At 64.5% G+C, this 21,204-nt stretch carries 12 protein-coding genes; 7 read left to right on the top strand and 5 right to left on the bottom strand.

Annotation, left to right across the window (positions count from 1 at the left end; translation table 11 throughout):
• The first annotated feature begins 14 nt into the window (after positions 1-14).
• Both folP and EYW42_RS01855 read left to right on the top strand, forming a co-directional pair.
• Positions 15-2,471, top strand: coding sequence for a dihydropteroate synthase (folP, locus tag EYW42_RS01860; protein ID WP_135533554.1), 2,457 nt, complete (start codon positions 15-17; stop codon positions 2,469-2,471).
• Positions 2,472-2,579: 108 nt separating this feature from the next.
• Complete coding sequence (locus EYW42_RS01855) at positions 2,580-2,888, top strand: thiamine-binding protein (RefSeq protein WP_135533553.1); 309 nt, start codon at positions 2,580-2,582, stop codon at positions 2,886-2,888.
• Here EYW42_RS01855 and EYW42_RS01850 read toward each other — a convergent pair.
• Together EYW42_RS01850 and EYW42_RS01845 are read right to left on the bottom strand one after the other, a co-directional pair.
• Entirely contained in the window at positions 2,885-3,952 is a 1,068-nt protein-coding gene (locus EYW42_RS01850) for a glycosyltransferase family 4 protein (RefSeq protein WP_135533552.1), read from the bottom strand. The genes EYW42_RS01855 and EYW42_RS01850 overlap by 4 nt on opposite strands.
• Before the next feature lie 187 nt (positions 3,953-4,139).
• A complete protein-coding gene (locus EYW42_RS01845) occupies positions 4,140-8,459 on the bottom strand; it encodes an FG-GAP repeat protein (RefSeq protein WP_135533551.1) in 4,320 nt (1,439 codons plus the stop codon).
• A gap of 356 nt (positions 8,460-8,815) precedes the next feature.
• On the opposite strand from EYW42_RS01845, the gene EYW42_RS01840 reads away from it, so the two are divergent.
• The 4 genes from EYW42_RS01840 to EYW42_RS01825 all read left to right on the top strand — a co-directional run bounded on the left by EYW42_RS01840 (position 8,816) and on the right by EYW42_RS01825 (position 13,606).
• The gene (locus tag EYW42_RS01840; RefSeq protein ID WP_135533550.1) at positions 8,816-10,663 is read left to right on the top strand and encodes a S9 family peptidase; all 1,848 of its coding nucleotides are present in this window, start codon (positions 8,816-8,818) and stop codon (positions 10,661-10,663) included.
• A 178-nt stretch (positions 10,664-10,841) separates the two neighbouring features.
• Positions 10,842-11,795 (top strand): ABC transporter ATP-binding protein, encoded by a 954-nt coding sequence (locus tag EYW42_RS01835; protein WP_135533549.1) that lies wholly within the window; start codon positions 10,842-10,844, stop codon positions 11,793-11,795.
• The gene (locus tag EYW42_RS01830; RefSeq protein ID WP_135533548.1) at positions 11,792-12,625 is read left to right on the top strand and encodes an ABC transporter permease subunit; all 834 of its coding nucleotides are present in this window, start codon (positions 11,792-11,794) and stop codon (positions 12,623-12,625) included. The genes EYW42_RS01835 and EYW42_RS01830 overlap by 4 nt, the downstream gene beginning before the upstream one ends.
• Before the next feature lie 138 nt (positions 12,626-12,763).
• Positions 12,764-13,606: an ABC transporter permease subunit gene (locus EYW42_RS01825; protein ID WP_135533547.1), complete on the top strand. Its 843-nt coding sequence runs from the start codon at positions 12,764-12,766 to the stop codon at positions 13,604-13,606.
• A gap of 95 nt (positions 13,607-13,701) precedes the next feature.
• Here EYW42_RS01825 and EYW42_RS01820 read toward each other — a convergent pair whose 3' ends face one another.
• Both EYW42_RS01820 and EYW42_RS01815 read right to left on the bottom strand, forming a co-directional pair.
• The gene (locus EYW42_RS01820; protein WP_135533546.1) at positions 13,702-14,760 is read right to left on the bottom strand and encodes an NAD(P)-dependent glycerol-1-phosphate dehydrogenase; all 1,059 of its coding nucleotides are present in this window, start codon (positions 14,758-14,760) and stop codon (positions 13,702-13,704) included.
• A gap of 148 nt (positions 14,761-14,908) precedes the next feature.
• The gene (locus EYW42_RS01815) at positions 14,909-15,898 is read right to left on the bottom strand and encodes an NAD-dependent epimerase/dehydratase family protein (protein WP_135533545.1); all 990 of its coding nucleotides are present in this window, start codon (positions 15,896-15,898) and stop codon (positions 14,909-14,911) included.
• Between the two features lie 157 nt (positions 15,899-16,055).
• On the opposite strand from EYW42_RS01815, the gene EYW42_RS01810 reads away from it, so the two are divergent.
• A complete protein-coding gene (locus tag EYW42_RS01810) occupies positions 16,056-16,463 on the top strand; it encodes a GIY-YIG nuclease family protein (protein WP_135533544.1) in 408 nt (135 codons plus the stop codon).
• A gap of 55 nt (positions 16,464-16,518) precedes the next feature.
• Here EYW42_RS01810 and gltB read toward each other — a convergent pair whose 3' ends face one another.
• Entirely contained in the window at positions 16,519-21,093 is a 4,575-nt protein-coding gene (gene gltB / locus EYW42_RS01805) for a glutamate synthase large subunit (protein WP_135533543.1), read from the bottom strand.
• Between the last annotated feature and the right edge of the window lie 111 nt (positions 21,094-21,204).

Genomic DNA, 21,204 nt, shown 5'->3' with positions numbered 1-21,204 from the left:
TTCCTTTCGCAGATATGGAGTATCACGAGGCGGCGAACTTCCTCTACGATCTGCGGCGGTTCGGCCCTCGACCGGGCACCGAGTCGACCGCGGATCTGCTCGACCACCTCGACATCGCGGACCCCCCGCGGTTCGTCCAGATCGCCGGGTCGAACGGCAAGGGAAGCACCGCGCGGATGGTCGAAAGCGTCCTCCGCGAGACGGGGCTGTCGGTGGGGCTGTACACGTCGCCGCATTTCGAGGACCTGCGCGAGCGCGTCCGCGTCGACGGGCGGAAAGTCCCCCGTACGGCCGTGGTGGAGTTCGCCGAGACGGTCCGGCCCTACGTCACCGACCGGGCGGCAAACGGCGAGTCGCCGACGTTCTTCGAGACCATGACGGCGCTTGCCGTCTGGCAGTTCGCCCGGCGGGACGTCGACGTGGCCGTGCTGGAAGTCGGCATCGGCGGCCGCCTCGACGCGACGAGCGCCATCGATCCGGTCGCCAGCGCGGTGACCACCGTCGCGCTCGAACACACGAGCGTTCTGGGCGATACGGTCGAGGAGATCGCCCGCGACAAGGCCCACGTCGCGCCCGACGACGCGCCGCTGGTGACGGGAACGTCCGGGGACGCCCTCGACGCTCTCCGGGACGTGGCAGGCGATGTCGTTACCGTCGGCGGCGTCGACGCGAACGACAGCGGGGGCGACACCGACGTAACCGTCTCCTATCAGGGGCGGGCGAACCACACCGAGGCGGGGATCACGATAGACGGGTCGGACTGGCGGGTCGAGACTCGCATCCCGACGCTCGGTGCGTACCAGGCGACGAACGCGGGGATCGCGAGCGTTCTCGCCCGGCAGGTCGCCGACGTGGACGAGACGGACCTCGCGCGCGGCCTCCGCAACGCGCACTGGCCAGGTCGGTTCGAGGTGATGAACGAGTCCCCGCTGGTCGTTCTCGACGGCGCTCACAACCCCGACGCCTGTGAGCGGTTAGCGGCGACCGTCGACGAGTTCGACTACGACGACCTCCACCTCGTCTTCGGCGGGATGCATGACAAAGATCTCCGCGGGATGGCGGCCGCGTTGCCGACGCCCGACACGGTGACGACCTGCCAACCGACACTCGACCGCGCTGAGGACGAGGACGTGCTCGCAACCGTATTCGAACGGGCGGGCGCTGGCGAGGTTCACTCCCGGAACTCCGTGGCGGGCGCGCTGGAGCGAACGCTGAAGCAGGCCGACGGGAACGACTTCGTTCTCGTGACCGGGTCGCTTTTCGTCGTCGCCGAGGCGCGGTCACGCTGGACGAGCACCCCGATCCCGAAGACCGTCCGCGATATCGACGACGCCCGAGAGACGCTCGAAGGCGCGGACGTCACGCCGCCCGGCGTCTGGCGGATGCGCGGCAAGGGCGTCCACCGCGTTCTGAAGGTTCGCGTTCAGCGCCGGCAGGCCCAATATCTGAAAGAGGAGATGCTGTCTCTCGGCGGCGAGTGTGCGATTTCGGGCCTGAACGAGCAAGAGGACGTCGTCGTCGACGCCGTCCTGATGGGCACGCTGGCGCAGTTCAAGCGCCTCGCCGAGAAGTTAGCCGACCAGCCCTACGGCCTCTCCGTGTTCGCCGACCAACTGCGGGACGCGCTCGACATCGAGACGCCGCCGCTGGAGCGTGAGTACCCGTGGAACGACGGGACCGCCGTGATGGGTATCCTGAACGTTACGCCGGATTCCTTCCACGACGGCGGCGAGTACAACCGCGTAGACGCCGCGGTCGAACGCGCCGAAGAGATGGTCACAGACGGTGCTGACATCATCGATGTCGGCGGCGAGAGCACCCGCCCCGGCGCTGACCGCATCCCGGCGGACGCGGAGATCGACCGTGTCGTACCGGTGATCGAGTCGATCCGCGATCTCGACGCCATGGTCTCTATCGACACCCGAAAGGCTGCTGTGGCCGAAGCGGCCCTGTCTGCGGGCGCGGACATCATCAACGACGTGTCCGGCCTCGACGACCCCGAGATGCGCTTTGTCGCCGCCGACCACGACGCGCCGCTGGTCGTCATGCACAGCATCGACGCGCCCGTCGTCCCGGACCGCGACGTGACGTACGACGACGTCGTCGAGGACGTGATAACCCAGTTGCGCGAGCGCGTCCTCCTCGCGGAGAAGGCCGGACTCGACCGGGACCAGATCGTGGTCGACCCCGGCCTCGGATTCGGGAAGTCGGCGGCGGAGAACTTCGAACTCCTCGACAGGACCGACGAACTCCACGCCCTCGACTGTCCGGTCCTGATCGGCCACTCCCACAAGTCGATGTTCGAACGGGCGGGGTACGAACACGGCGACCGACTCGACCCCACTATAGCGGCGACCGCGCTGGCCGCCGAGCGCGGCGCTGACATCGTCCGCGTTCACGATGTCGAAGAAAACGCCGCCGCTGTCCGGGTCCACGAGGCGCTCGGCGGCGATCCGTACGACGGCGAGTAGCCGTCCGTTTTTCTCCCGATTCCGGGTCGTTCGTCCCGGATTCCTGTCCTGTGGCCGTATCGTAGAAAAACGCTCTGACAACTGTTACCGTATCTCTTGACTGGAACAATGACTGCTATTGCCCGTCTCGAAGTCACACCGCTCTCGGACGACAGCATGACGAAGGAGATAGTGCAGGCGCTCGAAGCACTGGACCAGGAGGGCCTCACCTACGAGATGACGCCGACGGGGACGGTCATCGAGGCCGACTCCGCAGACGAGGCCTTCGAAGCAGCGAAGACAGCGCATCGGGCCATCGACGGCAAACGAGTCATCACGGAGGTCGAAGTCGACGACCAGCGCGACCGCTCGCAGGACATCGGGGACCGTATCGCCGCCGTCGAGAACGAACTCGGTCGACCGCCGCGGAGCAGCTAGAACAGCCCCACTCTCTCCTGGCGGTTCCCGTACCAGTCGAGATACTGTTCTAACACCTGCCCGCGGTCGAACGAACTGAGCGACTCGTCGACGGTCAGCCGTTCGAGGTCGCCTGCATCGGCGATGGCGGCGGCGAGTTCCTGCTCGCTGGTCGTCCGAAACCCCCGCGTGCGGTTCTCCACGAGTTCGTGCGCGCTGGAGTCGGCGTGGTACTCCACGATTCCGATACATCCCGACGCGAGCGCCCACAGCAGTTCCGTCGGAAACGCGCACTGTACGGCGGTCTGGACGAACACGTGCGCTCCCCGATAGATGGCGATCCGCTCGTCGCGAGCGCAGGAGCCAGCGAACTCGACCCGGTCGTCGATGCGGAGGTCCCGAACCTGCTGTTCGTACGCGTCGCGTTGCGGGCCGTCGCCGATCACCGTCGCGGACCAGTCGCGGTCCCGCAACTCCGCCAACCCGAGCAGCATGCTCTCCAGGTTCGCGCCCTCGTCGAGGCGGCGGGCGTATACGATGTTCCCCCGTTCGACCGGGTCGATGTCGCGAATGCGCTCGATGTCGATGCTATCCGGTATCGCGCGGACATCGTTCTCGTCCGCGCCTATCTCGCGGACCTGCGTCTTGATGAGTCGCGACGGCGTGACGATCCCGTCCGACCGATTCACGGCCCAGCGCCGCGCTCTGGGACTCCCCGCCTCGGACTCGTCGTCACCGTACCACTCGGTGACGAGCGGACACCGCGACAGGGTCGCACCGACGCTTGCCGGGGTCACCTGCGACGGCGGGAGCGCCCCCGCATGAACGACATCGGGGTTGACGATACGCACGACGAACGGCAGCCGAAGCAGAAACGACCGCCGCGCCTCCGGACCGACGACGACGCCGTGATAGGTGATATCCCCTTCCTCCCACCGGTCGCCCGAGTCCTCCCACCACTTCGAGCAGAGGACGTGAACGTCGTGACCGCGGTCCGCGAGACCGTTCGCGACGTTGCGCAATCGCCGAAGCGCGTCGCTATCACGCTGTTTCCAGGTTTCCAACGAGACGACGGCGACCCGCATTTACACTGGGTCACGCACGGGGGTACTAAAAATCCCGTTAGTTTGTATGCATGGAAGAATACCTTCACTAAGAACTACATCCATCATATACGGATCCATATTACAAACCAGAACTGAAATTCTCCCACGGATCGCAAATCCTCTGTCGCAGTCGTCTAATATACGCCCCGAAAATAGCGGAGGTGAATTAACGGCCGCTACCGCCACTGCCGCCACTACCGCCACTGCCGCCACTACCGCCACTGCCGCCACTACCGCCACTACCGCCACTGCCGCCACTGCCGCCACTACCGCCACTGCCGCCACTACCGCCACTACCGCCACTGCCGCCACTACCGCCGTTTGGCAGAGTAAACGGTGGGAATTTAGGTTTACCACTACCGGGGCACACGATTCCGATAGCACTGATTCCCTTTTCGATATCGATTGTTTCAGTCTCTCCGGCCGCCACATCGTATGGTCCTAGAACTTTTCCTTCGTCAGTCATTCCAGTTTTGACCCACACCGCGATATCAAACTCTTCGTTATTCGTGACCTCTATGCTGTCTGCGTTGCCGGTCACGTCAACGTTAACGTTACTGAATTCCTCGCTTACTCCACTCTCCATCACTTCGAACTTAGCCTCAGTATCCGCCGGACATGCTTTGGGTCCTCCCGACGGTTCGCACTGGATCTCGAACTGGAGATCACTCAGACGTTCGCCGTTAGCGAAGACGTTGACAAAGCGACCGTCTTCGAGCGCGTCGCCACTAAGTGCTATGTCAACAGTCTTGGTCGTTTGGTCACCTTCTTGGAAGGTGACTTCTCCGACAACGTTCCCCTGCACTTTCAGCTGGACGTTAACCGGATACTCGACCGCACCTGGGTTGTTCAGCGTCACGTCTGCCACTGCACTACCGTCGTCGAGACACTGCGGCGTGATGCTGATGTCCGGCTGTTCAGGCTCTGGTTCGGGTTGATCGCACTGGATCTCGAACTGGAGATCACTCAGCCGCTCGTCGTTTGCGAAGACGTTGACAACGCGGCCCTCTTCGAGCGCGTCGCCACTGAGCGCTATGTCGACGGTTTGGGTCGTGTCGCCTCCTTCTTGGAAGGTAACCTCTCCGACAACGTTCCCCTGCACTTTGAGCTGGACGGTAACCGGATACTCGACTGCACCTGGGTTGTTCAGCGTTATCTCTGCTTCTGCACTACCGTCGTCGAGACACTGCGGCGTGATGCTGATATCCGGCTGTTCAGGCTCTGGTTCGGGCTGGTCGCACTGGATCTCGAACTGAAGATCACTCAGGCGCTCATCGTTTGCGAAGACGTTGACAAAGCGACCGTCTTCGAGTTCCTGAGCGGTCAGGTCTAACGCGACAGTCTGGGTGGCGTCGTCACCCTCCTCGAAGGTGACTTCTCCGACAACGTTCCCCTGCACTTTCAGCTGGACGTTAACCGGATACTCGACCGCACCTGGGTTGTTCAGCGTCACGTCTGCCACTGCACTACCGTCGTCGAGACACTGCGGCGTGATGCTGATATCCGGCTGTTCAGGCTCTGGTTCGGGCTGGTCACACTGGATCTCGAACTGGAGATCACTCAGCCGCTCGTCGTTTGCGAAGACGTTGACAAAGCGACCGTCTTCGAGAGCTTCGCTACTGAGAGCGATGTCAGTAGTCTGGGTCGTATCGCCACCTTCCTCGAAGGTGACTTCACCGACGACCTCGCCCTGCACTTTCAGCTGGACGTTGACCGGATACTCGACCGCGTCCGGGTTGTTCAGCGTCACGTCCGCCTCTGCACTACCGTCGTCGAGACACCTGTAATCGATGCTGATGTCCGGCTGTTCCGGCTCTGGTTCGGGTTGGTCGCACTGAATCGTGAACTGGAGATCACTCAATCGCTCGTCGTTGGCGAAGACGTTGACAACGCGGCCCTCTTCGAGTTCCTGAGCGGTCAGGTCTAACGCGACAGTCTGGGATGTATCGTCACTTTCCTCGAAGGTGACTTCTCCGACAACGTCGCCCTGAACTTTCAGCTGGACGTTGACCGGATACTCGACCGCATCCGGGTTGTTCAGCGTTATCTCTGCTTCCGCACTTCCGTCGTCGAGGCATTGCGGAGTAATGCTGATGTCCGGCTGTTCAGGCTGTTCACCGTCGTCTTCATCACAGTCGATCTCCACGGATTCGGTCGCGATAACAGCGCCGGCACCCGGACTGACGACGTCGACGGTCTCGACCTCGTAGGTGTCGTCGTCGAGATTATCGAAGGTCTCGCTATCGCCGGGCTGGATCGTCGCCCCGGCGACGGGGTCGCCGTTGGAGTCGTACACGGTAACTGTCACTTCCTCGTCGTTCGGGTTCGTGACCGTGATTTCACCCTGGCCGTCCACGCACTGCGTGGTAATATCGACTCCCTGCGGTTCGTCGTCATCGCCGCAGTCGAGCGAATCGAGGTCGAACGTCTCCGATGCGATGGGACTGTTCTGGCCGCTCACGTACGTCTCGACCGTCAGCGTCCCTTGCAGGCCCCCGATAGAGAACGTCCTACTTTCCCCCGGATCCAGATTGTAGTCAGCTATCTGGACGAAGGTGACGGTAATGCCGGTGTTCTGGTTCGGATTCTCTATGGTGATCGTCGGGACCCCGTCGACGCACTCCACCGTGATATCGGCTCCCTTCGGTTCGTCTTCTCGCTTCGTAGTCGTTTGTTCGGTCGTCGTTTGCTCAGTGGTCGTTTCTTTAGTGGTTTGTTCGGTCGTCGTTTGCTCAGTGGTCGTTTCTTTGGTGGTCCGTTCAGTGGTTTCCTGCGTCGTGGTTTGTTCGGTCGTCGTCCGTTCAGTAGTCGTTTCCTCGGTAGTCTGTTCGGTGGTGTCCTCGGTTGTTCGCTCAGTGGTGTCCTTGGTGGTCTGTTCAGTGGTCTCGGTCGGCGTTTCAGTGTCAGTCGGCTCCTCGGTCGTCTTCTCCGGTTCTTCCTCGCCCTCGACTGGACACTGACCGTTCACGATGTACGCGGCACCGCTGTTTTCGACGTCGCTGTCGTTGCGCGTTGCGCCGACTGCGATGTCCTCGTTGCCGTCGCCGCTGGTGTCGTTGACGTCCGAGACGGCGATACCGGCGCGGTCGCCGGCACCTTCGCCGTGGAGCGTCGCCTCGGCGGTTTCGAGACTGCGGTTCTCCGCGAGGTTCTCGCCGCCGTAGACGAGGTAAGCGCTCCCGTGTTCGTTGCCGTTGGAGTCGCTGAACGGCGCGCCGACGAGCACGTCGTCGTACTCGTCGCAGGTCACGTCGCCGGACCCGGCCGAAGAGACCGACCATCCGGCGCGGTCGCCGTCGTCCTCGCCGGCGAGTCGCACGTCGGCGTCGCCGAGGTTCAGTTCGCTCGGCAGGTCGCCGCCGTAGACGACGTAGGCGGCACCGGCAGACGCGCCGGTGCTGTCGTTGAACGGCGCGCCGACGACCACGTCGCCGACTCCGTCGCCGTTCACGTCGCCGGCGTCGGAGAGCGACCATCCGGCCAGGTCGCCGGACGACTCGCCGCTCATCTTGACGGCTGCGTCCGCGAGCGAGGACTCGCCGTCGGCCTGGACCACGGCGTAGGCGGCACCGGCGTTGGAGGCGGTGCTGTTGTTGAACGGCGCGCCGACGAGGATGTCAGCGGCTCCGTCGCCGTTCACGTCGCCACCGTTCGCGACGGCCTGACCAGCGCGGTCGCCGGCCGACTCGCCGCGCATCGTCGCGTCGGCGTCAGTCGCCGAGAGCATCACGTCGCCGTCGATCTCGAAGGTGTATGCGGCACCGGCGTTCTGACCGGCCCCGTCGTTACGCGGCGCACCGACCGCGACGGCGTCAGTGCCGTCGTCGTTCGGGTCGACCGCGGCGACCGAGAGGCCGAACTGGTCGCCGGCCTCGGCACCGGTGAGTTTCACGTCGGCGTCGGAGAGGTTCATCGTCCCCGTCATGTCCGCCGCGCCGTAGACGACGTACACCGCTCCGGCGTCGTTGTCGGGGTCGTCGTGCAGCGGCGCGCCGACGATCAGGTCACTATCACCGTCGCCGTTGACGTCGCCCGACGCGACGCTGTATCCGGCCCAGTCACTGGCGCTCTCGCCCCGGAGCGTCAGGTCGGCGTCAGCGGCGTCGTACTCGCCGTCCTCGACGGGACCGGTGAAGAGGTACGCCGCCCCGCTTCTGGTGTCAGTGCTGTTGTTAAACGGCGCGCCGACGATGACGTCGTCGTTACCGTCCCCATCTACGTCGCCGGCGGGAGCGATCGACGCTCCGAGTCTGTCGTCAGCGCCGTCGCCTCGTATCGTTACATCGGCATTAGAGAGGTTTGTTTCTCCGGAGAGTGTTCCACCCTCCTGTTGCTGTACGTTGTTCTGTCCGGAGACGCCGGCGTCCGCACTGTAGTCGCCGTCGCTGGCTACTGCGCCGATCGGACCGACTCCGATCGCGATCGCGCTCAGCGCGACCAGCGCTGCGAGAACGACTGCGCGTCTCCGTTCGTTTGCATCTGTCATTGGTACTCTTCCCTCTTTTGGCGTCAATTCAGGGCCCCTTTGTTATGATCTGAGTCCCTTCGGTTCCGGTTAGATTATTTCCACGATCGGTCGGCGTCGATCTGAGTAACGGCGGGATATGGGGTGAGGTAACACACATTGACTGACGGCCGTATCTGTACGCCTTCCTTTGGTAACGACGGATGTACATGACGACGTGACCTGAAACGGTGAGGAACAGTCGCAAAACTATTCATTACCTCGTCGGTGGGTGAAAGACCGCTACCGAATATCGCCGTCGGCGGTTAACGGTCGACGACTGCCCTGCCGACTCGTCGGACCCGAACTGCTTTCTTCCGGCCGAACGGAGTGTTCCCGTGAGCTACGACATCGAACGCTATCTCAACGTCAGGAAGGCGTACGGTGCTTCGTTCGACCCCGAGGGCGAGCGGCTCGCGTTCCTGCTCGATACCGTGGGAGTGCCGCAGGTCTGGACGCTCGACGAAGCGGGCGCGTGGCCGGAACAGCGCACGTTCTACGACGAGCGAGTCACCTTCGTCTCGTGGTCGCCGGAACGCGACGAACTCGTCTTCGGTATGGACGAGGGAGGCGACGAGCGCACGCAGTTTTTCCGCCTCGACGCCGCCGACGGAACGGTGTCCGCGCTGACCGAAACCCCCGAGTCGAAACACCGATGGGGCGGGTGGAGTCACGACGGCGAGCGGTTCGCGTTCGCCTCGAACCGACGGAACGAGGCCGTCTTCGACGTCTACGTGCAGGCGCGCGACGAAGCGGGAGACGACGCAACGCTCGTACACGAAGGCGACGGCTGGCTCTCGCTCGGCGGGTGGAGCCCGGACGACGACCGTCTGATCGTCCACGAGGCACACTCGAGTTTCGACCACGACCTCCACGTGCTCGACCTCGGGTCCGGCGACTTGACGCATCTCACCCCGGAGACGGACGACGTTAGATACCGGAGTACGGAGTGGGCCCCCGACGGCGACGCGCTCTACCTCGTTACGGACGAGGGGAGCGACACGCTGTACCTCGCCCGTCTCGACCTCGACACGCGCGAGATCGATGTCGTCGAAGACGGCGGGCAGTGGAACGTCGACGGCGTCGCGCTGGACGACGAGACCGGACGACTCGCCTACTCGCGCAACGTCGATGGGTACACCGAACTCACCGTCGCCGAACTGGTGAACGAGACCGATATCGACGAGTTCCCCGACCCCGACCTGCCGGGCGGCGTCTGCGGCGGCGTCGACTTCGGACCGGACGCCGAACGCTTCGCGATCACCGCCAACGGCGACGCGACCAATCCGAACGTGTACGTCGTGGACGTGGAGACGGGCGAGGCCGAGCGTTGGACCGACGCGCCGACCGCCGGCATCCCCCGTGAGTCGTTCCGCGAGTCGGAGCTAGTTCGCGTGGAGAGTTCCGGTGTCGACGAGAGTCGACAGTCTGACCGCGGACCGGTGACTGATGAGAGACTGGAGGTACCGGGCTTTTTCACCCTGCCCGAGGTCGCTGATGCGGGCGAGACTCCGGTCATTGTCGACATTCACGGCGGCCCTGCGAGTCAGCGCCGGCCCTCCTTCAACGGCGTGAAGCAGTACTTCCTGAACCGCGGCTACGCCGTCTTCGAACCGAACGTCCGCGGCTCCTCGGGGTACGGCCGGGAGTACACTCACCTCGACGATGTACACAAACGCATGGACTCGGTCGCCGACGTGAAAGCCTGCGTCGAGTGGCTCCGCGACCACCCCGCGGTCAACCCTGACCGGATCGTCGCGAAGGGCGGCTCTTACGGGGGGTTCATGGTACTTGCCTGTCTCACGGAGTATCCCGACCTCTGGGCCGCCGGCGTCGATATCGTCGGGATCGCTAACTTCGTCACGTTCCTGGAAAACACCGGCGACTGGCGGCGAGAACTCCGAGAAGCGGAGTACGGCAGTCTCGACGATGACCGAGAGTTCCTGGCCGAGATCAGCCCTATCAACAACATCGAGAACATCGAGGCCCCGCTGTTCGTCCTCCACGGCGAGAACGACCCGCGCGTGCCCGTCGGCGAGGCCGAGCAGATCGCGGACCGGGCAGTCGATCAGGGCGTCCCGGTACGAACGCTGATCTTCGAGGACGAAGGCCACGGGTTCACGAAACTGGAAAACCGAATCGAGGCCTACTCCGCGATCGCCGACTTCCTCGACGAACACGTGTAGCGATGGAGTGGGACTCGATCATGATGGCCCACGACAGTGAAGCGTCTCGCTCGCGTCGGCTCACGCTTGTTTTGACGGTATAAATTAAGCTAAGTGGATTCCGTAAATACTATTGGTTGGACGAGTGACAGCCACCACAAGAGAACCCTGGCTCTCGGTTACCCGTACCAACTAAACTATGACTGCTATCGAAACCGACTCACTGACGAAGCGGTTCGGAGAGGACGTGTTAGCCGTCGATGACCTCACCCTAACGATCGAGGAGGGCGAGATATTCGGCTTCCTCGGCCCGAACGGTGCCGGGAAGTCGACGACGATCAATATGCTGCTCGATTTCATCCGGCCGACTGACGGCTCGGCGACGGTGCTCGGCCACGATACTCAAAAGGAATCCGGTGCGATCCGGCGCAAAGTTGGCGTCCTCCCGGAAGGCGCGAACGTGTACGACAGACTGACCGGCCGCGAACACGTCGAGTGGGCGATCCGGACCAAAGGTGTCGACGACGACCCCGACGAGATCCTCGACAAGGTCGGTCTCGACCATGACGACGCAACCCGTCAAGCCGGCGGCTACTCGAAGGGGATGGCCCAGCGCCTCTCGTTCGGTATGGCGCTTGTCGGCGACCCCGAACTGCTGATCCTCGACGAGCCCTCCTCCGGGCTGGACCCGAACGGTATTCAGGAGATGCGCGACCTCATACGTGAGGAGGCCGCGAGCGGGACGACGGTGTTTTTCTCCAGTCACATCCTCCCCGAGGTCGAGGCGGTGTGTGACCGCGTCGGCATCATGAACGAGGGGCAACTGGCGACCGTCGACACCATCGAGAACCTGCGTGACAGTTCGGACGGCCAGGCAACCATCGACGTCGAACTCGGCGGGATTCCGGACCGGATCGACCTCTCCAGCGTTGACGGTGTCGTGCAGGCTGATGTCGATGATGGAACGGTGACTGTCGTCTGCGAGGACCCCTCCGTGAAAGTCGATGTCGTGACGACACTCGCCCGGCAGGCCGAAGTCGTCGACATCCTCTCCGAGGACACGTCGCTCGAAGAACTGTTCAACACGTACACGACTGGCGACGCCGGCAGTTCCGAAGAGCGCGTCTCCGATCCCGCCGAGGTGTCAGCATGAGCATCGCGAACGTCGTCCGAAAGGACTTCAAAGACGTCCGGCGCGCGAAACTCGTCTGGGCACCCGCCGCGCTGTACACCATGTTCATGCTCCTGTTTTTCTGGGGGCAGAGCAACGGTCCCGCCAACCCTAACTTCTACAGCCTGATTCAGGGGCTGGCCGGTATCGGCGGCGTCATGCTCATCCCGCTCATCGCGCTGGTGGCGGCGTACCTCTCCATCGCCGGCGAGCGCGAGTCGGGGAGCATCAAGTTCCTGCTCGGACTCCCGAACTCCCGGGCCGACGTGGTTCTCGGTAAACTCATCGCACGGTCTGCCGTGGTCGCGGCGGGGCTGCTGGTGTCGTTCGCCGTCGCCGTGCTCGCTGCGATGGTGTTCGTCCCGGACATGACGTTCGAATACGCCGACTACGCCGTGTTCGTCGCCCTGACGCTGCTGTACGCGTTGACGTACGTCGCAGTGGCAGTGAGTATCTCCGCCGTATCGTCGAGCCGCTCGCGTGCGATGGGCGGCGCTATCGGGTTCTTCTTCGTGTTCAACCTCGTCTGGAACTTCCTCCCGGTGAGCCCGAGAAACATGGTTCAGTTCCTGGCGGACAAACTCGGAACGGACGTTTCCCAGAACACGCTCGATCTCATCTGGGCGTTGAGTCCGACAGGCGCGTATTTCGGGTCGCTGCGGTTCCTCGATGGGCCGCGGTTCGCCGGCGGGATGTCCAGCAGTTCGCCCTTCTACCTTGAAGCGTGGTTCATGGTCGTCATCCTCGTCGCGTGGCTGGTCGTCCCGCTCGCGCTGGGTACCTGGCGGTTCCAGCGTGCCGAACTCGGCTAACTCGACACCTCCACATCCGTTTCATGCACCCATGACAGCAATCAAATCCGTTCAGATGACGAACCGTCTCGACGAACGCTCCGAACGCGAGAGTGACGCGGTCACGGACGAAACATTGTCCGACGCGGCGGTGGTCGCATGAGCATCGCGAACGTCGTCCGGAAGGACTTCAAGGACGTCCGGCGCGCGAAACTCGTCTGGGCTCCTGCCGTGCTGTACACGCTGTTTATGCTCCTGTTCTTCTGGGGACAAACCCAGGGTCCGGAGCCCGACTTCTATCAGGTGCTCTGGGGGCTCGTCGGCATCGGCGGAGCGCTGCTCGTCCCCCTCACCGCTCTGGTGGCGGCGTATCTCTCTATCGCCGGCGAGCGCGAGTCGGGGAGCATCAAGTGGCTGCTCGGACTGCCGAACTCGCGGACTGACGTCGTCCTCGGCAAACTCCTCTCCCGTTCGGCCGTCGTGGCCGCCGGTCTCCTGTTGTCGTTCGCCGTCGGCGTAGCCGCGGCAGCGGTACTCGTTCCCGACATGACGTTCGAGTACGACGAATACGCGCTGTTCGCCGCCGTGACGGTGCTTTACGCGCTGGCATACGTTTCGGTCGCCGTCGCCATCTCCGCCGCGTCGTCGAGTCGGTCCCGAGCGATGGGCAGCGCCATCGGCTTCTTCTTCGTGTTCAACCTCGTCTGGAACTTCCTCCCGGTCGGACCCGTTCAGATGATCGGGTTCCTGTCCGACGAGTTCGGTCTGGAGGTCTCGGACAGCGTCACCGAGTTGATCTTCAGTATCAGTCCGACGGGCGCGTACCTCAACGGCATCCTGAAACTGATCATGCCGGAGCGGTTCAACGCTCAGGCCGGGGCCGTCGTCACGGACCCGCCATTTTACATCGAGGGATGGTTCATGGTCATCATCCTCGCGGCGTGGGTCGTCGTTCCGCTTGCCCTCGGTGCCTGGCAGTTCAACCGTGCCGAACTGAGCTGAATCGGTTTAACACCCGACCCAGTACAGAAACTTCCACGCTATATGCAACAAATATTGTGAAGTGTATTTGAATACCAGCCCCGTCCGATCCCGTCTCAGATGACGCCCGTTTTCCTCGCCGCTTCGCGGGCGGCCCGCTCGTTCACGCCGTCGCCGAGGATCGTGTACCGGTCGCGTATCTCGTGGGCGGTTGTCAGCGCCTCTATCACCGTCGCGTCGTCGATGCCGAGTTCGCCGGCTGTCGTCGGTGCGTCGATGCTCGCCAGCGCGTCGCGGATGTCCCGCCAGATGCCGCGCTCACCTCCATGGAGATACGCGGTCACGATCGACCCGACGCCGACCTGATGCCCGTGTAGCGCCTCGTTGGGCGCGATGCGGTCTAACTGGTGCGAGAAGAGGTGTTCCGCGCCGCTGGCGGGCCGCGACGACCCGGCGATGGACATTGCGACGCCGCTGGAGACCAGCGCTTTCACGACGGCCCAGGCGGACTCCTCCAGACCGGGACGGACGGTGTCGGCGTTGTCGACCAGCATCTCGGCGGTCATCTCCGCCAGCGCGGCGGAGTACTCGGAGAACCGGACGTTTTTCAGGCGGTTGGCTAACCGCCAGTCCATCACTGCGGTGTAGTTGCTGATGATGTCGGCACAGCCAGCGGTGGTAAGTTCCCACGGTGCGTCGGCGAGTATCCCCGTGTCCGCGATGACCGCGAGCGGCGGTTCCGCGGCGACGCTGTGACGGGTGTCGCCTTCGGGGACGGAACCGCGGCCGCTCACGATGCCGTCGTGGCTCGCCGCGGTCGGGACGGAGACGAACCCGCGTCCGATATCTTCGCTCGCCATCTTCGCGATGTCGATCGGTTTGCCGCCGCCGACCCCGATGAGAAAGCCGGGATCGACATCGCGGGCCTTGTCGATGACTCTCTGTATCGCCTCGAAACTCGCCTCTTCGACGATCACCGTCTCGGGGTCGTTGCCCCGCGCTGCGAACGACTCGGCGATCTCCTCGCCGGCGATCGTCCAGGGTGTTGGGCTGCTGACGATGAGCGGCGTCCCCGTCAGGTGGAGCTCGTCGACCGCGTCGACCGTCTGGTCGAGAGCGCCGTGGCCCACAACGACGTTGCGGGGCAGGCGGATCCACGTCGACTTGTCGAACATACCTGTGTCCCTCTCGGCGGGGGATAAAGGGGTTTTCGTCGTCGCTACTCCGACGAACGACGCCTCATGGGGACTGTTGTAATTCAGTTCTGTATTTCGCCGACGCAGGGACGGCGAACACCGGGAAGCAGTTACAGAAACTCCCGGATTACAGCGTGTCCAGAACGCCGAGAATGCGCTCTTCGGCCTCGCGGCTGGGGCCGTGTTCGCGCCCGTCGCGGTCGCTCTCCAGGTGGTCCTCGACGCTACGGGCCATCGCCTCGTCGAGCGGCGTCGACTCCCACCCGAGGTCGGCCAGTTTGTTCGTATCGAGGATGTGCGGGTACTCCCGGTACAGGATGAAGTCGTCGAGCGCCAGATCCGCCGTCGCGAGTTCCCGCGCGCCGGCGTGGACAACTTCGACATCGGTCCCGAGGGCCGCGGCGATCAGGTCCACCATCTCCTCCAGCGTGACCATACGGCGGTCGCCGACGTTGTACGCCTCGCCCGCATCGCCCAACTCAGCGACGACGCGGATCGCGCTCGCCACGTCCTCGACGTAGGCGCGGTGCCAGACGTTCGTTCCGTCGCCCGGCACGACGACGCGGTCGTACTCGTTCGCGCGGTCTATCCAGTAGTCCAGACGCTCGGTGTAGTCGTGCGGGCCGTAGACGATGCAGGGGCGGACGCTCATGGCGTTCACGCCGTTGTCGGCCGCCGCGAACACGGCCCGGTCCCCCTCGGCCTTCCGCGGGCCGTACGAGGAGTCCGAATCGTCTCTCGCCTGTTCGTCGGTGCATTCACAAAGCGGCGTTTCCCCCTCGCGCTTCGGCAGGTCCTCGCGACCGTAGGCGGACCCGCTGGAGACGAACACGTAGGCATCGACGTCGTCGAATATCCGCGTCGCCGTCCGCACCTCTCTCGGCTTGTACGCGACGCAGTCGACGACGACATCCGGGTCGACTTCGCGGGCGGCCGCCGCCAGGTCGCCGTCGTCCGTCCGGTCGCCCTCGATATGAGACACGCCGTCCGAATCCGCAAACGGGTTCTCGTGGTTGCCCCGGTTGAAGACGGTGACCTCGTAGTCGTGTTCGCGGAACTCGTCGACGACGTGGCGGCCGATGAAACGCGTGCCGCCGATGACGAACAGGTGGTCCATACGTCCGGATGGGACGACGGCGGGCAAAACGGTGACGAATCGGTCGGTTGATACTGTCGGCTGTAACTGGGTGAAGATAATCGGCCCCCTGGGTTCCGAGATTCTCCAAGGGAGTACAGCCGACAGTATGAACTCCCGGCGGCCCCCAGCCTCGCCCGTGCCCGGAACGTACGTCCTCGTCGTGGCCCTCGACGAACCGGCGACCATCGAGGTCGGCGCGCTCGGCGACCGCGAGTTCGACGCCGGAACCTACGCCTACGTAGGCAGCGCATTCGGCCCCGGCGGGTTCTCCCGAGTAGAGCGCCACCGCGAACTCGCGGCCGGCGAGCGCGACGCCAGTCACTGGCATATCGACTACCTTCTCGGTCACCCCGAAGCGTCGCTCGCTGAGGCAGTTACCTTTCCCGACGCCGACCTGGAGTGTCACCTCGCCGGCGCGCTCCCCGGCGAGCAGGTGTCTGGCGTGGGGGCCTCGGACTGCGACTGCGACGCGCACCTGCTCGCTGCGCCCGACCACGGGGCGCTACTGTCGTCGGCGCGAGCGGAGCGTGACAGTCGGAACTGACCGGTGACGAATCGGCCCGTCGCCGACGACAAAAGACGACTGCGACCGCCTACTCTCAGTCGTCGGTCGACGCCGCGAAGCCGGACGACCCCGCCGTCGTACCGACCGTCGCGGGTTCGGGCGGTGACTCGCGGATGTCGTCTGCGCCCTCTTCAGTGATGACGCGGTGGTACGCGTCGGGCATCACCTTCACGAACCGGGAGAGCGACTCCTCCCAGTTCTGGAGTAGTTCCGCGCCCCTCTCGCTGTCGGTGTAGGCGACGTGGTTCTCGACGAGGCGCTTCAGCATGCGGCGGTCTTTCTCCTCTAGCGTGTCGGCGAGGCTCACCATGCCGGTGTTTACCTTCGACTCGAAGTCGCCGTCGACGGTTTCACCGTCTCCCTCTCCTTGCCCCTCCGGCGCAACGCCGTCCAGGACGTACGCGACGCCGCCGGACATGCCGGCCGCGAAGTTCTTTCCGGTGTCGCCTAACACGGCGACGGCACCGCCGGTCATGTACTCGCAGCCGTGGTCGCCGACGCCCTCGACGACGGCCGTGACGCCGGAGTTGCGGACGGCGAAGCGCTCGCCGGCGACGCCGTTGACGTACGCCTCGCCCTCCGTTGCACCGTAGAGCGCGACGTTGCCGATGCAGACGTTCTCGTCGGCCTCGTAGTTCGCGTTATCGGGCGTCGTCACCGAGAGCGTCCCGCCGGAGAGACCTTTGCCGACGTAATCGTTGGCCGCGCCGGTCAGGTGCATCGACACGCCGGACTGGAGGAACGCGCCGAAGCTCTGTCCGGCGGTCCCGCGGAGGTCGACGTCGACGGTGTCTTCCGGCAGACCGGCGACGCCGTACCGAGTCGATATCTCGTTCGAGAGCATCGCGCCGACCGCGCGGTCCGCGTTCGACACGTCGGTGACGATCTCGACCGGTTCCTGGTTCTCCAGTGCGGTCTCGGCCGCCTCGATCAGGTCGTGGTCGAGTTGCTCGTCTATCTCGTGGGTCTGTTCGCGGACCTTCCGGCGCTGGTCGCCGTCAGGCTCGGCGAGTACTCCGGAGAGGTCTACGTTGCGGGCCTTGGGGTGGTCGATGTCGTCGCGCTGGGAGAGGGCGTCGACGCGGCCGACCATCTCATCAACCGTCTCGAAGCCGAGTTCTGCCATGATATCGCGGAGTTCCTGCGCGATGAACGTCATGTAGTTGATGACGTGTTCGGGCTCGCCCGGGAACCGCTCGCGGAGTTCCTCGCGCTGGGTGGCGACGCCGACCGGGCAGGTGTTCTTGTGACACTGTCGGGCCATCACGCAACCGCTGGTGACCAGCGAAGCGGTGCCGAAGACGTACTCCTCGGCCCCGAGCAGCGCTCCGACCGCCACGTCGCGGCCAGTTTTCATGCCGCCGTCGACGGAGACGCGGATACGGTCGCGCAGGTCCGTCTCGACGAGCATCTGGTTCGCCTCCGCGAGGCCGAGTTCCCACGGCAGGCCGGCGTTCTTGATGGAGGTGCGCGGGCTCGCGCCCGTCCCGCCGGAGTGACCCGAGATGTGGACCACGTCGGCGTTTGCCTTTGCGACGCCGGCCGCGATGGTGCCGATGCCCGCCTCCGAGACGAGTTTGACGTTGATATCCGCCGCGGAGTTGGCGGCTTTCAGGTCGTGGATCAGCTGTTTCAGGTCCTCGATGGAGTAGATGTCGTGCAGCGGCGGCGGCGAGATGAGACCGACCCCCGGCGTCGCGTGCCGGACGTGGGCGATCATCTCGTTGACCTTCATCCCGGGCAGGTGGCCGCCTTCGCCGGGCTTTGACCCCTGAGCCATCTTGATCTGCAGTTCGTCAGCGTTCGTGAGGTACGACGACGTGACGCCGAAGCGGCCCGACGCCACCTGCTTGACGTTGCACTCCTTCTCGGTACCGAACCGCTCGGGGGGTTCGCCGCCCTCGCCGGTGTTCGACTTGCCGCCGAGGCGGTTCATCGCGATCGAGTTGTTCTCGTGAGCCTCCGGCGAGAGACTACCGAGACTCATCGCGGCGGTCGAGAAGCGTTCGACGATGTCGGCGACTGGTTCGACCGCCTCGATGGGGATCGGTTCGCGCCCGCCGGTGTCGAACTCCAGCAGTCCGCGCAGCGTCTGCAGGGTCTCGCCCTGGTCGTTGATCTGCTCGGCGAACTCCCGGTAGGTGTCGTAGTCGCCCTGTCGGACGGCCCGCTGTAACGTGCCGACGGTTTCGGGGTTCCACTGGTGGTGGATGCCGTCGGACCGGTGTTCGTACTCGCCGTAGCGGTCGATGTCCGCGCCGTCGAACGCCGATTCGTGGCGTGCTTCGAGGTCCTCCTCGATCTCCTCGATGCCGATGCCGCCGGTGCGGGACTCCGTGCCCTCGAAGTACTCGGCGACGAAGTCGTCGTCGAGACCGACCGCCTCGAAGATCTGTGCGCCCTGGTAGCTCTCGACCGTGGAGATGCCCATCTTCGCCATCGTCTTCAGGAGGCCGTCCTCCAGCGCGCCGACGTACGCTCGGACGGCGTCCTCGACATCGGCCCCGTCCTCGCCTGCGACGAGGTCCGAAATGGTCTCGTACGCGAGGTACGGGTTGACGGCGTCAGCTCCGTAGCCGACGAGCGCCGCGAGGTGATGAACCGCACGCGGGTCGGCGGACTCGACGACGATCCCGGCGTGGTTGCGCAGGCCGTTCCGGACGAGGTGGTGGTGGACCGCGCCCATCGCCAGCAGGCTCGGGATCGGGACGCGGTCTGGCCCGGTCGCGCGGTCCGAGAGCACGACAACATCGTGGCCGTCTTCGATTGCCTTGCGGGCGTCGTCGCGCACGTCCTCGACGGCGGTTCGCAGGTCGGTGTCCGGGTCGTAGGTGATGTCGACCGTCGCCGAGGTGATCCCGTTCGCGGAGACGTTTCGGACGGTGGCCATCTCTGCGTCCGTGAGGACCGGCGAATCGGCGACCAGTTGCCGGGCGTGTTCCTGCGTCTCGTCGAGCAGATTGCGCTGGAAGCCCAGCCGCGACTCCAGGCTCGTGACGAGTTCCTCACGGATGTAGTCGAGCGGCGGGTTCGTCACCTGCGCGAACAGCTGTTTGAAGTACGTAAACAGCGGTCGGTTGTAGTCCGACAGCACCGACAGCGGCGTGTCGTCGCCCATCGACCCGACGGGGTCTTTCCCCTGTTTCATCATCGGTTCGATGAGGTTCTCCAGTTCGTCGTGGCTGTAGCCGTAGGTCGCCTGGTGAGCGCGGAGGTCCTCGGCGCTGGTCCGGGGCTCGTAGTCCTCGGTGTCGGCGACGGTGTCGAGTTGGACCTGCTCGGCATCGACCCACTCGCCGTACGTCTCGTCGGTGAGGTCGTCGAACACTTCCTCGTCGGGAACGACTCGGCCCTCCTCGGGGTCTGCCAGGAACAGTTGGCCGGGTTGGAGGCGGCCGCGCTCCGCTATCTCCGCGGGGTCGTGTTCGAGCGCGCCGGCCTCGCTGGCCATGACCAGCGTGTTGTCGGTCGTCACGTCGTACCGGCAGGGTCGCAGGCCGTTCCTGTCGAGCACCGCGCCGATGCGGTCGCCGTCGGTCGCCGCGACGAGAGCGGGGCCGTCCCACGGTTCGACGAGCGACGCGTGGTAGTCGTACCAGTCGCGGCGGCTCTCGTCCATGGCGTCGTCTCCCCGCCACGCCTCGGGGATGAGCATCCGAAGGGCGTGTGGGAGGTCACGGCCGTCCTCCATCAGGAGTTCGAGAGCGTTGTCGACGGAGGCGGTGTCTGACTGCTCGGGGTCGTTGATGACGGGTTTGACCGTCTCTATCTCCTCGCCCAGCGTCTCGCTCGCGAGGTCCGTCTCACGTGCGCGCATCCAGTTGATGTTGCCCTGGATGGTGTTGAACTCGCCGTTGTGGATGACGTTGCGGTACGGGTGTGCGAGATGCCACGCGCCGAGCGTGTTCGTCGAGAACCGGGCGTGGACCATCGCGAACGTCGACTTCACGCGCTCGTCGGTGAGGTCGGGGTAGTAATCGGCGACCTGGTCGCCTTTCAGCAACCCCTTGTAGACGAGCGTCTTCCGGTCGAGCGAGCAGACGTAGAAGCGGTCGGATCCCGGTGGCCGCTCGTCCTCGATCCGGTTCTCAAGGGCGCGTCGCGCGACGTACAGCGCGCGGTCGAACTCGTCAGTCGTGAGAGTCGGCGCACGGACGAAACACTGGCGGACGTCCGGTTCGGAGTCGACTGCCGTCGCGCCGAGGCCGGCGTTGTTCGTCGGGACCTCCCGCCAGTCGAAGACGTCGAGTCCGTACGTCGCGAGCGTCTCCTCGACGACGCCGGTCAGCGCCGCCGCGTTCCCGTCCGCGGGAAAGAACATCGAACCGACGGCGTAGGTGTCCGGCACTGACCCGTCGAGAACGTCGTCGAAGAACTCGTGTGGGGTCTGTAAGAGGACGCCGGCACCGTCGCCTGTGCGTTCTTCCGCGCCAGTGGTGCCGCGGTGTTCAAGGTTTTCGAGTAGTTCGAGGCCGTCAGCGACGACGGCGTGACTGGTTCCGTCGTCCAGGTCCATGACGACGCCGACGCCGCAGTTGGACCGCTCGTCGGTCGGGTCGGCGAGTCCCTCGGGGCTGTCGGGGGATGGCTGTACACGTTGCTCGTTCATGGACAGTTCTGTGCTGTTCTCGAATAAGAGGCTACTCCTAAATGGCTAAGTGGAATATAATCCCACACTAGGTAATATATATAATACAAGTCCGGACACGGATATCAGGCG

The sequence above is a fragment of the Halostella pelagica genome (assembly GCF_004762015.1).
Taxonomy (GTDB): domain Archaea; phylum Halobacteriota; class Halobacteria; order Halobacteriales; family Natronoarchaeaceae; genus Halostella; species Halostella pelagica.
The sequence above is the reverse complement of the archived record's forward strand: the minus strand, read 5'-3'. Positions and strand labels throughout refer to the sequence as shown.

Coding starts and splice junctions, on each gene's coding strand:
- folP (WP_135533554.1), top strand. CDS start 15: ATGGAGTATCACGAGGCGGCGAACTTCCTCTACGATCTGCGGCGGTTC.
- EYW42_RS01855 (WP_135533553.1), top strand. CDS start 2,580: ATGACTGCTATTGCCCGTCTCGAAGTCACACCGCTCTCGGACGACAGC.
- EYW42_RS01850 (WP_135533552.1), bottom strand. CDS start 3,952: ATGCGGGTCGCCGTCGTCTCGTTGGAAACCTGGAAACAGCGTGATAGC.
- EYW42_RS01845 (WP_135533551.1), bottom strand. CDS start 8,459: ATGACAGATGCAAACGAACGGAGACGCGCAGTCGTTCTCGCAGCGCTG.
- EYW42_RS01835 (WP_135533549.1), top strand. CDS start 10,842: ATGACTGCTATCGAAACCGACTCACTGACGAAGCGGTTCGGAGAGGAC.
- EYW42_RS01830 (WP_135533548.1), top strand. CDS start 11,792: ATGAGCATCGCGAACGTCGTCCGAAAGGACTTCAAAGACGTCCGGCGC.
- EYW42_RS01825 (WP_135533547.1), top strand. CDS start 12,764: ATGAGCATCGCGAACGTCGTCCGGAAGGACTTCAAGGACGTCCGGCGC.
- EYW42_RS01820 (WP_135533546.1), bottom strand. CDS start 14,760: ATGTTCGACAAGTCGACGTGGATCCGCCTGCCCCGCAACGTCGTTGTG.
- EYW42_RS01815 (WP_135533545.1), bottom strand. CDS start 15,898: ATGGACCACCTGTTCGTCATCGGCGGCACGCGTTTCATCGGCCGCCAC.
- gltB (WP_135533543.1), bottom strand. CDS start 21,093: ATGAACGAGCAACGTGTACAGCCATCCCCCGACAGCCCCGAGGGACTC.